Source organism: Streptomyces lothianensis (assembly GCF_047779955.1).
In the GTDB taxonomy this organism is placed as follows: Bacteria; Actinomycetota; Actinomycetes; order Streptomycetales; family Streptomycetaceae; genus Streptomyces.
This window is the reverse complement of the sequence record NZ_JBLMKT010000040.1, coordinates 35,185-47,944: the sequence shown is the minus strand read 5'-3', so window position 1 is coordinate 47,944 and position 12,760 is coordinate 35,185. Positions and strand designations below refer to the sequence as shown.

General features: G+C 69.9%; 13 protein-coding genes and 1 other RNA gene. 4 read left to right on the top strand and 10 right to left on the bottom strand.

The window, feature by feature from the left end; translation table 11 throughout:
- Positions 1 to 23: 23 nt before the first annotated feature.
- Together ACLF6P_RS14605 and ACLF6P_RS14600 are read right to left on the bottom strand one after the other, a co-directional pair.
- Entirely contained in the window at positions 24 to 1,241 is a 1,218-nt protein-coding gene (locus ACLF6P_RS14605) for a cytochrome P450 (protein ID WP_415950674.1), read from the bottom strand.
- Positions 1,238 to 1,981, bottom strand: coding sequence for a TetR/AcrR family transcriptional regulator (locus ACLF6P_RS14600; protein ID WP_415950673.1), 744 nt, complete (start codon positions 1,979 to 1,981; stop codon positions 1,238 to 1,240). Before ACLF6P_RS14600 ends, ACLF6P_RS14605 begins: the two co-directional genes overlap by 4 nt.
- Before the next feature lie 140 nt (positions 1,982 to 2,121).
- Between ACLF6P_RS14600 and ACLF6P_RS14595 the strand changes: the two genes are divergently transcribed.
- Positions 2,122 to 2,469, top strand: coding sequence for a MazG-like family protein (locus ACLF6P_RS14595; protein WP_415950672.1), 348 nt, complete (start codon positions 2,122 to 2,124; stop codon positions 2,467 to 2,469).
- Positions 2,470 to 2,593: 124 nt separating this feature from the next.
- A complete protein-coding gene (locus ACLF6P_RS14590; RefSeq protein ID WP_415950671.1) occupies positions 2,594 to 3,400 on the top strand; it encodes a polysaccharide deacetylase family protein in 807 nt (268 codons plus the stop codon).
- 69 nt (positions 3,401 to 3,469) lie between these two features.
- Here the strand turns inward: ACLF6P_RS14590 and ACLF6P_RS14585 are convergent, their stop codons facing one another.
- Positions 3,470 to 4,081: a glyoxalase gene (locus ACLF6P_RS14585; protein ID WP_415950670.1), complete on the bottom strand. Its 612-nt coding sequence runs from the start codon at positions 4,079 to 4,081 to the stop codon at positions 3,470 to 3,472.
- Between the two features lie 116 nt (positions 4,082 to 4,197).
- On the opposite strand from ACLF6P_RS14585, the gene rnpB reads away from it, so the two are divergent.
- An RNA gene (rnpB, locus tag ACLF6P_RS14580) (RNase P RNA component class A) lies at positions 4,198 to 4,599 on the top strand.
- Positions 4,600 to 4,673: 74 nt separating this feature from the next.
- Here rnpB and ACLF6P_RS14575 read toward each other — a convergent pair.
- The 5 genes from ACLF6P_RS14575 to ACLF6P_RS14555 form a co-directional block, all read right to left on the bottom strand.
- Entirely contained in the window at positions 4,674 to 5,102 is a 429-nt protein-coding gene (locus tag ACLF6P_RS14575; protein ID WP_415950669.1) for an SSI family serine proteinase inhibitor, read from the bottom strand.
- 347 nt (positions 5,103 to 5,449) lie between these two features.
- Positions 5,450 to 5,866 carry a DUF6234 family protein gene (locus tag ACLF6P_RS14570; protein ID WP_415950668.1) on the bottom strand — a complete coding sequence of 139 codons (417 nt, stop codon included), beginning with the start codon at positions 5,864 to 5,866 and terminating at the stop codon, positions 5,450 to 5,452.
- A gap of 193 nt (positions 5,867 to 6,059) precedes the next feature.
- A complete protein-coding gene (locus tag ACLF6P_RS14565; protein ID WP_415950667.1) occupies positions 6,060 to 6,227 on the bottom strand; it encodes a hypothetical protein in 168 nt (55 codons plus the stop codon).
- Between the two features lie 423 nt (positions 6,228 to 6,650).
- Positions 6,651 to 8,111 (bottom strand): cellulose binding domain-containing protein, encoded by a 1,461-nt coding sequence (locus ACLF6P_RS14560; protein WP_415950666.1) that lies wholly within the window; start codon positions 8,109 to 8,111, stop codon positions 6,651 to 6,653.
- Between the two features lie 436 nt (positions 8,112 to 8,547).
- Positions 8,548 to 9,306: an alpha/beta fold hydrolase gene (locus tag ACLF6P_RS14555; protein ID WP_415950665.1), complete on the bottom strand. Its 759-nt coding sequence runs from the start codon at positions 9,304 to 9,306 to the stop codon at positions 8,548 to 8,550.
- A 296-nt stretch (positions 9,307 to 9,602) separates the two neighbouring features.
- On the opposite strand from ACLF6P_RS14555, the gene ACLF6P_RS14550 reads away from it, so the two are divergent.
- Positions 9,603 to 10,679, top strand: coding sequence for a C40 family peptidase (locus tag ACLF6P_RS14550; protein WP_415950664.1), 1,077 nt, complete (start codon positions 9,603 to 9,605; stop codon positions 10,677 to 10,679).
- 123 nt (positions 10,680 to 10,802) lie between these two features.
- On the opposite strand, the gene ACLF6P_RS14545 is transcribed toward ACLF6P_RS14550, so the two are convergent.
- Both ACLF6P_RS14545 and ACLF6P_RS14540 read right to left on the bottom strand, forming a co-directional pair.
- Positions 10,803 to 11,942, bottom strand: a complete 1,140-nt coding sequence (locus ACLF6P_RS14545) for a hypothetical protein (RefSeq protein WP_415950663.1) — start codon at positions 11,940 to 11,942, stop codon at positions 10,803 to 10,805.
- Between the two features lie 84 nt (positions 11,943 to 12,026).
- Positions 12,027 to 12,680, bottom strand: coding sequence for a deoxynucleoside kinase (locus tag ACLF6P_RS14540; RefSeq protein WP_415950662.1), 654 nt, complete (start codon positions 12,678 to 12,680; stop codon positions 12,027 to 12,029).
- Between the last annotated feature and the right edge of the window lie 80 nt (positions 12,681 to 12,760).

The following is a 12,760-nucleotide window of genomic DNA, read 5'->3' as shown; positions in this document are numbered from 1 at the left end:
CGGCCCTTCGAGACGCCCGCCCCTCAGCTGAAGCGCACGGGCAGGTGCTTGATCCCGTTGATGAAATCGGACCGCATCCGGCGCGGCTCGCCGGTCAGTTCGACGTTCGGGCAGCGCCGCAGGATCGCCCGCAGTTGCGCGTTGATCTCCGTACGGGCCAGGCCCGAGCCGAGGCAGAAGTGCGGTCCGCCGCCGCCGAAGGTCACATGGTCGTTGGGCGAGCGCCGGGGGTCGAAGACGTCCGGGCGCTCGAAGACGTCCTCGTCGCGGTTGCCGGAGGTGTAGAAGAGGACGGCCTTCTGGCCCTCTCTGATCTTCACCCCGCGCACCTCGGTGTCGCGTGTCGCGGTCCGGCGGAAGTTGTGGATGGAGCCGTTCCAGCGCAGGAACTCCTCGGTGGCCGAGCGCCACAGCGCGTCGTCCTCGATGCCCCGCACCAGGTCCTCGCGCAGCGCCTCGTTGCGGGCGAGTTCCAGCAGCGCGCCGGACAGGAGGTTACGGGTGGTCTCGTTGCCGGCCACGATCAGCGTCACGAAGAACATGTTGATCTCATGCGTGGTGAGCCTCTCGCCGTCCACCTCGCCGTGCACCAGCGCGCTCACGATGTCGTCGCGCGGATCGCTCTGCCGCTCCTCGGCGAGCTGGTTGCAGCGCAGATAGATCTCGCCGGCCGCGACCTGCCCGTCCTCCGGGGTCGTACGGAAGTCGGGGTCCTGGAAGCCGACCATGCGGTTGGACCAGTTGATGATGTGGTCCTCGTCCTGAGGCGGGATCCCCATCATCTCGCAGATGATCTCAAGCGGCAGCCGGGAGGCGATCGTCTCCACGAACTCCAGCTCGGTGCCCGGCTCGATCTTCCGCGCGAGCAGGTCGGCCCGTCGTTTGATGTCCTCGGTGAGTTTGCGGATCATGCGCGGCGCGAAGGCGGCGTTGACCAGCTTGCGGAAACGGCTGTGCTTGGGCGGGTCCATGCCGACGAGGGTGAGCGCGAGGTTCTCCAGGGACTGGTCCGTCTGGTCCCGTATGAAGAAGGAGCCCTTCTCCACCGACCACAGCTCGGGGTCGCGGCTCAGCTTGATGATGTCCTCGTGCTTGGTGATCGCGTAGAAGCCCTCCCCGTCCGGGAGTTCGTGCCAGTGGACGGGGTCCTCGCGGCGCAGCAGCGCGAACTGCGCGTGCGGGACCTCACGGGCCCAGGTGTCCTCGAGCAGGTCGATCTCGTTCAGTGCGGGTACCGTCATGGCCGAGCCTCCTTCGGGGGTGGATCTTCTGCGGTTGCGTGGGGTACGGGGGTGACGCCGGGCCGTACGGGGGCGGCCTCAGGGCGTACGGGGGTGGCCTCGGCGCGTACGGGGGCGGCCTCGGCGCGTACGGGAGTGGCCTCGGCACGCAGGCCGAGCAGCTCACTCAGTGCGCCGACGACCAGCTCCCGAGGCACGGAAGCGGGGTCGAGCCGGTGCTGCAGCGCGCAGCCGAGCAGCAGCCCGAGCACGAGCGCCCCGGTCTCCTCCGGCCCGTACGGCAGCTCGGTTTCGGTGGCCTCGGCCCAGTCCGCGAGGCCTTCGCCGAGCTGGCCGCGGATCTCCGCGTAACGGCGGGAGACCAGCGGACCGAGGACGGGATCCCGGGCGCCGTGCTGCCACAGCTCGATCTCCAGGAGCAGCCAGGCCTCGCCGCGGTCCTCGGCGGGGGCGGTGATCGCCTCCCACATTGCGGCGAAGTGCGGGGCGGGGTCGGGCAGTTGGTGGATCTCCGCGGTGAGCCGCTCGACGGTCCGCTGCTTCCAGACCTCCAGGAGGGCGAGCAGCAGCCCTTCCTTGCCGCCGAAGTGGCTGTAGAGCGCGCCGGTCGTCCGCTCCGCGGCCTGAGCCACTGCCTCGGCCGAGACCGCGTGGAATCCCTTGCGCGCGAACAGGTCCGCGGCGGCGTCGATCAGCCGGCCCCGCGTCTCGCTCTTGCGCTGCACCTGCGTACGCCGCACCGCACCACCCCTCCCCGGCCGCCGCCGGCTCTCCGATCACCGGGGCACATATATCGGCCCGCCGACATAAGTAGAGGTACCCACACTTCTGACGGACCGTCAATACTTCGCGCGGGCACCGGGCGTGGCACGCTGCCCGGATGGACGACACCGCCGCTCCCTGGCCCTTCGTCGAGCGCCTGACCCAGTGGCTCGACGACACCGAAGACAGCCGCGACGACAACCGCCCCGCACCGGAGGTACTGCTCCTTCGACTGCTCAAGATCTCGGAGGAGGTCGGCGAGGTCTCCGAGGCCGTGATCGGCGCGACCGGCCAGAATCCCCGCAAGGGCACGACGCACACCTGGGACGACGTCCGCTCCGAACTCTGCGACGTCATCCTCACGGCGATGGTCGCCCTGCGGACGCTCACCCCCGAGGCGGAGGCTGTCTTCGGGAAGCACGTGCAGAAGGTGGCCGAGCGCTCACTGCCGCCCCGTACCTCCTGAGCGGACGCAGCGGCGCGGACCATGACCCGCGTCACAATCGCCCCACCGGTCCCGCCACCGGGCAACCCGGCCGTCCCACTCCCCCTCCTCCATGGCGACCTGAGCACCACCACGGGGGAGCACCATGCGCGACGACAGCACATCCCAGGGCGGCAAGGGCGGGCGGCGGATACGCCGCCGCCACCTCGCCGTGGCCACAGGCCTCACCCTGGCGGCCCTGGCGGCGACCACCGCCCTGGCCACCTGGGGCACCGACACGGTCGCACCGGCCGACGCGCGCGCGAAGGCGGGCGAGGACGGCAAGGGCGCGTTCGGTTCCGTCGACTGCCGCGAGGCCAAGTGCATCGCCCTGACCTTCGACGCGGGGCCGGGCAAGGACACCCCCGAGCTCCTCGACACGCTGAAGCACGAGAAGGTCCCCGCGACCTTCTTCCTGCTCGGCAAGAACCACGTCAAGAAGCACCCGGAGGTCGTGCGGCGCCTGGCCGCCGAGGGCCACGAGGTCGCCAACCACACCTGGACGCACGGCATCCTCACAGACCTCTCCACTGACGAGATACGCGCCGAACTCGACCGCACCCAGCAGGCCATCAAGGACATCACGGGCAAGGAGCCCACCCTGATGCGCCCGCCCCAGGGCCGTACGGACGACAAGGTCAGCAAGGTCTGCGAGGAGCTCGGCCTCTCCCAGGTCCTGTGGAGCGTCACCGCCAAGGACTACGCGACCACCGACTCGGACCTGATCGAGAAGCGCGTCCTGGACCAGGCAGGCCGCGACGGCATCATCCTGCTCCACGACATCTACGACGGCACGGTCCCGGCCGTGCCGGGCATCATCAAGGCGCTGAAGGCCCAGGGCTATACGTTCGTCACGGTGCCGCAGCTGATGGCCCCGGGCGTCCCGGAACCGGGAACGGTCTACCGCCCGTAGCCCCCTGAGCGGCCGGCACCTCAAGGCCGTTCATCGGCCTGGGTGGCGGTTCGGCCTTCGCACGGAACATCATGCCGCGTTCTCCCATACGAACCCGTCCGGGTCGGTGAACTCACCGAAGCCGCTGCCGACGGCGAGCCGGTGCGAGCCGCTGCCCTCGACGGGGAGCCCGGTGACCTTGGCGAAGGACTTGCGCGGGTAGAGGGACAGCTTGACCGGGCTGCCGGTGCCGTCGAACTCGGTGTACTTGCCGCCGAAGCTCTTCGCGACCTTCAGCCCCCGCTCCACGTAGAACTTCTTGCCGGCGGCCATGTCGGCGACACCGAGCAACAGCACGATCTCGTCGAACGTGCCGGTGTCCGGCCCGGTGTCCTTCTTCGACGAGCTCGCCAGCTGCCAGACCGTCCCGTCCGGCGCCTGCACGACACCGCCGAAGCCCCACAGCGACTTCTTGGCGGGCTTGAGCACGGTGGCACCGGCCTTGACGGCCGCCTCCTCGAACCCGAGGACGGTCGCCGGCTGGGCGGAGATGAGCGACACCGTGAAACCACGGAATCCGGACGTGGGGGCCTGCGAGGCCCGCACGCGTACCTGCTTCTCGATGCCGAAGGCCTCGGCGTAGAAGCGCTGGGCGGCCGCGACGTCGGCGGCCTCGATGGTGAGGTGCTCGATGGAGGTCATGTCCTTCACGCTAGCCACGGGTCCGTCCGGTGCGCTTCTCGAATCCTGACGGGTTCACGCGGGCCCCGCCGTGCGGTCCCCCTCCCCTCCTGCGGGTACGATGACGGCACGGCGGACGAGCCGGCCGGGCGGTCGCGGCGGAGATCTTCGGATCCCCGCCGAGGAACGTCCGGGCTCCACAGAGCAGGGTGGTGGGTAACGCCCACCCGGGGTGACCCGCGGGACAGTGCCACAGAAAACAGACCGCCGGGAGCTTCGGTTCCCGGTAAGGGTGAAACGGTGGTGTAAGAGACCACCAGCGCCCGAGGCGACTCGGACGGCTAGGTAAACCCCACCCGGAGCAAGGTCAAGAGGGAGCACCCCGGTGCTCCTGCGCGGACGATCGAGGGCTGCTCGCCCGAGTCCGCGGGTAGACCGCACGAGGCCGGCAGCAATGCCGGCCCCAGATGGATGGCCGCCTCCCCCCGGGCCGCGAGGCCCCGGGGAGACAGAACCCGGCGTACAGGCCGACTCGTCCGTCGCCATGACGAGGGCCTCCGATCCGGGACAGTTCCGGATCGGAGGCCGCCTTCGGTGGGTCACAGCGGTACGGCTAGAAGGCGAACGTGCTGCTCCCTCCGAGCCCGGACCGCATCTCGCACGGGTTGGCGAAGGTGCGGGTCCAGTCGACGCGCCCGCCCTCCCAGGCCCCGACGACGCGCGCGGTGACCGGTGCCCACTCCTTGGTGCAGACGACATACGGCTCGGAACTCACCAGCTGGGTGAAGTTCCCGTCGACGGCGGACAGTTCCGCACACGCGGACTCCGGCGCCGGGTGCGTGCCCGTGGCGGACGGCATGCAGGACAGTGTCACGGCACGCGTGACCGTGGGACCGTCCTCGATGCTGAGAACCAGGGCAGAAGGCGCGTACAGCCCGGTCGATCCGGCGGGCTGTGCCTGCGCGGCACTCATGGAGCCGCCCAGCGCGCAGGCGGCTGCTGTCGCCGCCGCGACGCCCGAGGTCTTCGTCAGGTAACGCACTGTCCATCTTCTCCTTCGGCAGCGGAACGAGGTGCGATTCCGGTCCGGAGTCTGTCGTTTGCGCACAGTGATTGCCACATGACTGATCGGATTTCGGACACACCTCCCTGAAGATCGGACGATCTGCCGGTGTCAACACAGCTCAGACCATGGAGCCGAGCGCCCCACATGTGCTCAACCCACGACGATCCTGCGGAGATTGAATGGCGAAGGACCGCGTGACCTGCATGAAGGGGCAGCCGCCCACTACGCCCCACGCCCTCCTTCGGCCGGAAGACGCCGCCGGACAGCACCGGACAGCACCGGACAGCACCGGACGGGCGCCGGACAGCGGCGGACAGCGCCGGTCAGTGGCCGCGCGAAGGCTCGAAGCATCCTCGTTCGGGGGCACGCAGGGTCTCGCGGACGGTTCCGACGTCCCGGGAACACTGTTCCAACAGGCGTACGGGCTGCGGATGGGCGTCGCGCCACTCGGTCACGGCCACGCTCCACGCCACCAGGCACAGGATGACCGCGCACGCCGTCTGCGCGAGGGCGACGCTGCGGGGCCCGAAGCGCAGCAGGGCCACCGCGATCACGAGTGCGCCCACGGCCAGTGCGCCGAAAGCGATGACCGGCGTCCAGTCCATGGCGGGCTGCGCCCGCGGACACGGTCCCTGCTTCGGACATCCCTCGCCTGCAGCGGGAAACAGTGCCAACACCCCTGACGCAAAGCCGACCAGCACGGCGGCGACCGCATTGGCCGCGAGCACGAGGAGCGCCATCAATCCGCCCCCGAAGCAGCCGAGGCGATAGTGCCCCGGAGGCGGTTCGGATGCGGGAGGTACCCCTGCGGTCGGTGCGGGCATGGGGAGAGGGTCACAGCACGACGTCACAAGCAAAAGCGCAGTCGTCGGATCGAGATCCGCCAGTGGCCGGAGGGAGTTGTTCCGCGAGCCTCCCGCGCCAGGTCGGGCGTCAGGAGGCCGGCTTCGCAGGCTTCTTGCATCCGTGTGCCTTCGCGGACCTCTCCGCGAAGGCCTTGAGCGCGGCGCGCTCGTACGCCTTGTCCGCGGCGGTGGGCTCGTCGCGCCCGTACCGGACGATCGAGTAGAAGGCGCTCCGGTCGCTTCCGGAGCAGGTCACGCTGGTCCAGTGACCGTTCCCGTACAGCTCTCCTGGCCCGGGCCAAGCATCGTGCCGTACTCCTCCGAGAACCCGGCTGAGTCCGAGGGAAGGTACGGGCTCAGGTACGGCTCGGGCAGCAACCCCGCACAGGCTCGCGCTTCAACTGGGCCTGGTTCTCGGCCCGCTGGTGGTCACGGACGATCACGCACGACACGACAGCCCGGCTACGAGTACGGCGACCACGGTGCACACTCCGCCGTAGACCCACCACTTGCGCCGTCGCGACGCATCCATGCCGCACCCCTCCCCCGTGATCCGAACCGGGACGCTACCAAGCTGCACGGACCGCCTGGCGGTCACCCCACCTGCAACAGACCGGTGGGGTAACACGTCAACGGACCCGCGCCGGAGCTCGGTGGCGCGATGTGCGGCGCGGCGGGATCAGTTGTAGGCCGCGAAGGCCTTGCTGAAGGCGTGCTCGGTCTGGGTGACGGAGCTGCAGGTCGGGTCGGCGGCGGGCTTCGGGCCGCCGGGGCAGGCCTTGTCGCGGGTCGCCGACCACATCGAGAGCCAGCCGAGGCCGCGGGACTCGGCGAAGTTCACCAGCTGGGTGGCGTCCTCGACCGTGAAGACCTCCGTCACCACGTCGTTGACGCCGATCATCGGGGTGACCGCGACCGTGTTCCAGGCGGCGCTGTCGCTGAGCCCCAGGACACCCTTGATCTGGGCCTGGGTGGCGGTGGCGGCCTGTTCGGCGTAGGTGCCCATGTCGCCGCTGTACGCCGGTCCGTAGTCCATGGCCATGATGTTGACGGCGTCGATCCGCACGCCGTTCTTCCTGGCGTCGGCCAGCAGGTCCACGCCGGGCTGGGTCAGACCCTCGGGCATCACGGGCAGGGTGAAGGAGACGTCCAGGTCCGGGTGTTGCTTCTGGAGTTCGGCGACGGCGCGGGCGCGGCGGGTGTTGGCCGCGGTGTCGGGCAGCGCGCCGCCCTCGACGTCGAAGTCGACCTTGGTGAGGTCGTAGGTGTCCACGACCTTTCCGTATGCCTTTGCCAGGGCGTCCGCGGAGGAGCAGGTGGTGGCGAGCTCGCGGCCGGCGGCGCCGCCGAAGGAGACCCGGACGTCGCCGCCCGCGGCGCGCAGCGCGCCGATCTGCCCGGCGACGGCGTCACTGCCCAGATCCGTCACCCCGCCCCATTTGGGGGTGCACGCTCCGCCGTCGGTGATGAAGGCGAGGTTGTAGTCCTTGACGCCGGTGGCCTCGGCCGCGCCGATCAGGTCGAAGGCCGGGTAGAGGGAGGTGTCGACGTACGGGGCGAAGGCGGCGGTGTCCGTGTTCCCGCCGCCGTTCGACTCGGTGGGCTCGGGGGACTTGGTCGGGGTGGCGGTCTGGGTCGGGGCGGGGCTCTGGGTCGGGTCGGGTGTGGGGGTGGCCGTCCGCGTCGGGCCCTCGGTCGGCTCGGGGGTCGCGCCGCCGCCCGTCGAACACGAGACGCCGTTGATGACGCAGTCGGTCGGGTCACCCGAACCGTTGACGACGAAGCCGACCGTGACCGACTCTCCGGCCGCGAGCCCGTCCTTGTCCCAGGCCGGCGGCCTCACGGTGACCCGCGAGCCGTCCACGCCGAACTCCGCGTTCCACAGCGAGCTCAGCTTCGCACCCGGCGGCAGGTCGAAGGCGAGGGTCCAGTCGCTCCTGGTCGAGTCGGTGCCGTTCGTGACGACGTACTGGGCGGTGTACCCGGTGGACCACTTGCTGGTCATGGTGTAGGCGGCGCCCACATCGGCCGCCTGCGCGGTGCCGGTGAGGAGGACGGCACCGCCGCCCGCCACGGCCAGGGCCACGACTGCGCCTATCGCCTTCTTCCTGCCGCTGATCCTGCGCCGGTGGTCGCTCATCGCACGCCTTCTTTCGCCGTTCATGGAGGTGGGGATGCGGCAGCACGCTAGCGAGTGCGAACCGGGCAAACGGCGTGATCGGGACGGCGCTCGATGATCTTAGGGTGGGCTTAAGGATGGGATCGGCGACCGTTAATGGTCGAGACCAATCTTCGGCGGCGAGGGCGAGTACCTGGCGGCACATCCCGGGTCACGTCCGAGGTCCGGGTCGGTATGGGGTGCGGATATACGGTCACGGACCGTCCACGGACGCCCACACCGGCACCCCCTGCGCGACATCGCTCAACCCCGTCACCCCCTGACGGGCAACGTTCTCCGAAACTCCCGTGATGCCGCAGGTCTTGGCCGCCGCGACCTGGAACGGTCGTGCAGTCCCGCGTCGCCCTCCGCGCGCCGGCGTCGGACTTCCTCGCCTCCCTCGGCCTCGCAGCAGTCCTCAGCTGCCGGAAGAAGCTGGTGACGTGACGCTCTTGCGCAGGAAGGTCTCAAGCTGTTCGGTGAAGCCCGGCGCCGCGGCGACGAAATGACCAGCACCCGGATGCACACTGCGCCGGCCACCGAGCGCGTCCGCGAGAGCATCGCAGATCCGCTCGTGCGCGGCCGCGTGGTCTCCGGACGCGACGAGCACCGGGACGCCGGCAGACCGGATGGCGTCGAGCGCTGGGCGCGCCTCGCTGGTCGGCCGAGCACCGTGCGCCCGCCGGACCCCGGCGACCACGCCCTCGGGGAGCGGGCCGTCGCCGATGGGCGCGCCCACGAGGCGGAGGAACTCGCGCAGCTCGGCCGGGTCGGTATCCATCCCGTGGGCAAGGACCGCATCGCCGAGGTGCTCGAGCCGCGCCACCTCGGGATCATCGGGGACAAGGTAGTTGAGGGGCGGCTCGATCAGCGTGAGGGAGCGCACGCTGCCCGGCGCGGCAGCGGCCGCGATCAACGTCCCGAGGGCACCGTAGGAGTGGGCGACCACGTGCGGCCGACCCACGAACAGCGGTGCCAGGTCCCGGGCATCCACCGCGAAGTCCTGACGCTTCTGCGGCGGTGGACTCGGCGGGTAGCCGCGGCGGTGGACGCATGCCAGCGTCCACCGGTCGGCCAGCGGAGCGAGAGCGCCCCACGTCGTCCGCGGGCCTGCACCGCCATGCACCAGCAGGACCTCCGGCCCAAAGCCATCGCGTACCACCACGACCTCACCCACGGAGGCGACCATAGCCGCGCGCGGTGGGCCACGGCGCCTTTCCCGGGGGCCGGCCGCCTTGCGTGTGCCGGGGCTCCACGGCCTCTCATATGCCGGGGCGCCACGGCCTCCTGATCCATTGTCACGGCCCTGGTGACCGGCCCCTGAAATTGTTGGGGTCACGTCACGGAGTCATGCGGCTTTCCCACATCGCTGGGCCCCTCGGGCAGCGTTTGCCATCGTGATGGACGCAGGGCGCGCCGGACGCACCGTCGGCCGGCCGCCGCCACAACCCACTTACCACTCGGGGGATTTCCATGACTCGACGTACCCGCCTGACACGCCGTACCCGACTCCTGGTCGCCGGTATAGCCGCCGGCAGTGTCGCGTTCACCGCTGTCGGCTGTTCCTCGTCGTCCGGGCCGGACGCGAAGGAGAACACCAAGGCCGCCGCCGCGTACGGGCCCGAGCCCGAAGCGGACGGCAAGCTCGTCACCCAGGCCGGTGACCTGACGGCGATGGCCACGGCGAGCATGTCGCGCGACACCATGATCAAGCGGGCCCGCACCTGGCTCACCGCGAACAACGGCCGTCCCGTGCCGTACAGCATGAGCAAGGTCTGGAAGGACGGGTACCGCACCGACTGCTCCGGCTTCGTCTCCATGGCGCTCGGCCTGGGCAAGCCCGGCCTGAACACCGTCGGGCTCGCCACCAGCAGCAGCGTCACCAAGCGGCTCAGCAGCACCAGCCAGCTGCGCAAGGGCGACCTGCTGATCGACTACAGCACCTCCGACGGCGACTTCCGGCACGTCGTGATCTTCGAGAAGTGGGCCAACTCCGCGCACACCTCCTACTGGGCGTACGAGCAGCGCGGCACGTACGGCACGACGCACCGCAAGCTGAGCTACGGGATCGGCCGGGACAACTACGACCCGTTCCGCCCGCTCAAGCTCAAGGGAGGCGGCGGCTCCACCACCCCGGCACCCAGCGCCTCCTGGCCGGTGCTGAAGAAGGGCTCGAAGGGCGCTGACGTGCGCTCGGCACAGCTGCTCCTCAAGTCGCGCGGCCATTCGATCGGCGTGGACGGCATCTTCGGCAGCAAGACCCGCGCCGCCGTGATCAAGTTCCAGAAGTCACGGGGCCTGGCCGCCGACGGTGTCATCGGCAAGAACACCTGGTCCAAGCTGATCAGGACGGTGAAGCCCGGCTCGCGCGGCCAGGCCGTGAAGGCCGCGCAGACCCAGCTGAACGTCTACGGCTACCGCCTCAAGACCGACGGCGCGTTCGGTTCGAAGACCAAGGCCGCGGTGATCGCCTTCCAGAAGAAGCACCGTCTGCAGGTCGACGGCGTGGTCGGCCCGCAGACCTGGCGCCACCTGCTCGGCAGCCGCTGACCGGGCGCTGGGGACTGGGGACCGGGACCTGGGGACCGGGACCTGGGGACCGGGACCTGGGGAACTGGGACCTGGGGAACTGGGGGCTTCCTCCGCCGGGAGCCCCCAGTTCCGCTCGGGTCCTCAGGGAGCCGACGGCAGTTGCAGGTCGGTGCAACCCTCGCGGCGGACCTGCTCCTCGGCGAACGCGGTGACGTACGCGCGTAGCCGTGCGCTGCTTTCCCTGACTTCTTCCTCGCCGGGCGGCGCGTACTTGCCGTTCTTGCGGTACTTGAGGCCGAGTCCGCTGTCCAGACCCCAGTGGGCGGCGAAGCCGGCCTTCTGGCCGTCGCACATCGCCACGGCCCAGGCGCGCGAGCCGGTCAGTGCGGGCTTCCAGGCGCCGGGGCCCATCGGCAGCGGGTCGGGGCCGGAGCCCATCTCCCGCAGTTCGGTGCCCCAGTTGCCGCGCCAGCTGGTGAGTTCGACCAGCGCCTGGCCGCGTCCGTCGCTGCGCTTCGAGTCCTCGCCGCTCGGTGCGTGCAAGGTGCACCGGCCGACGATGCCACCGTCCGCGACGGCGATGCGGACCTCTCCGTCGCGGCCTTCCTCCGGGACGCGTGTGGTCGCGAAGGCGGCGCAGGGTGTGTTCTTCGTTTCGGTACGGGCCACGAAGCGGCCGGTGTCCGGGACCGCTTCGGGCTCCGGCAGGGGCAGCGGCTCGCTTCCGCAGCCGAGCTTCTCGGTGACGTGGTTGGTCATCCTGACGGCGAGGCGCAGCATGGCCGCCTTCTCCGCCCGGCTCTCCGCGAAGTAGGTCCACGTGCCCACGAGCAACCGGGTGTCCTGGCCGCCCGGGTCCTCGACCCCGTCCGCGCATTCGGGCAGCAGGTAGACCTGGCTGTTCGGGGCCTCGAATCCGGGCAGTCCGCCCGGCAGCACGGCATGTGGCGCATGCGATCTCCCGATGGACGACAGTTCCTCGTCCCGGGAGTATCCCGGCGGGAAGGCCTCTACCGCGATCACGACCTTGTCCGCGTCGTTCCGCAGGACACAACGGTAGGCACCGGTCTCCTCGTCGAAGGACTCCTCGTACGAGCCGAGCCGCGCCTCGGTCCGTACGGTTTCCAGGTCCTCGCCGGGCAGGGCGCCGTCGCACGCCTGACGCGCAAGCCACCAGTCCTTCACGGGGGCCCGCACCGCGAACCCCACGAGGATCAGGACGAGTCCCGCGCAGGCGAGACTCCACAGCAGCCTGGCGTGCTTCGTCGGCCAAGTCCACATTTACGCTCCCCCTGCGCTTCCCCGCTGATCCCGCTGTCCCTCTGTTCCCCGACCCTGCCCGCAGCCTCCCTGCCGGCGGTTGCGCTACCGGCAGTCGCGCAGTGCCTCGCGGACCTCGCGGGCGACGCGGGCCGCGTCCTCGGGGTTGTTGACCACGTCGGTCCGGCTCATGTCGATGACGAGGACCTCGCTGGCCGAGTAGTGCTTGTGCACCCAGTCGTCGTAGCCGGACCACAGGACGCGGTAGTACTCGACGAGGCTCTCGTCCTGTTCGAAGTCGCGGCCGCGCAGGCCGATCCGGTGCAGCACGGTCTCGAAGTCCGCCTGCAGGTAGACCATGAGATCCGGCGCCTTGCGGTAGGGCAGGCCGTCGATCTCGCGCATCATCTCGTCGAGCAGGCCCTCGTAGACCTGCATCTCCAGCGAGCTGATCCGGCCCAGGTCGTGGTTGACCTTGGCGAAGTACCAGTCCTCGTAGATGGAGCGGTCGAGGACGTTGTCGCCCTTCTTGTACGCCTCCTTGATCGCGGCGAACCGCGTCTGCAGGAAGTAGAGCTGCAGGAGGAAGGGGTAGCGCTTGGCCTGGATCTCCTCGGGGCTCGCCGTGTAGAAGAGCGGCAGGATCGGGTTGTCCTCGACACTCTCGTAGAAGACCTCGCTGCCGAGATCCTTGGCGATCAGCTCGGCGACACTGGTCTTACCGATCCCGATCATGCCTCCGACACAGATCACCGGCATTCCTCACTTCCCCCTGGGGGTCTACGACGGACCGCTCCCCGCGGGCCGCCGTGAAGCTTAGATGACGATTTGCGCCGCGA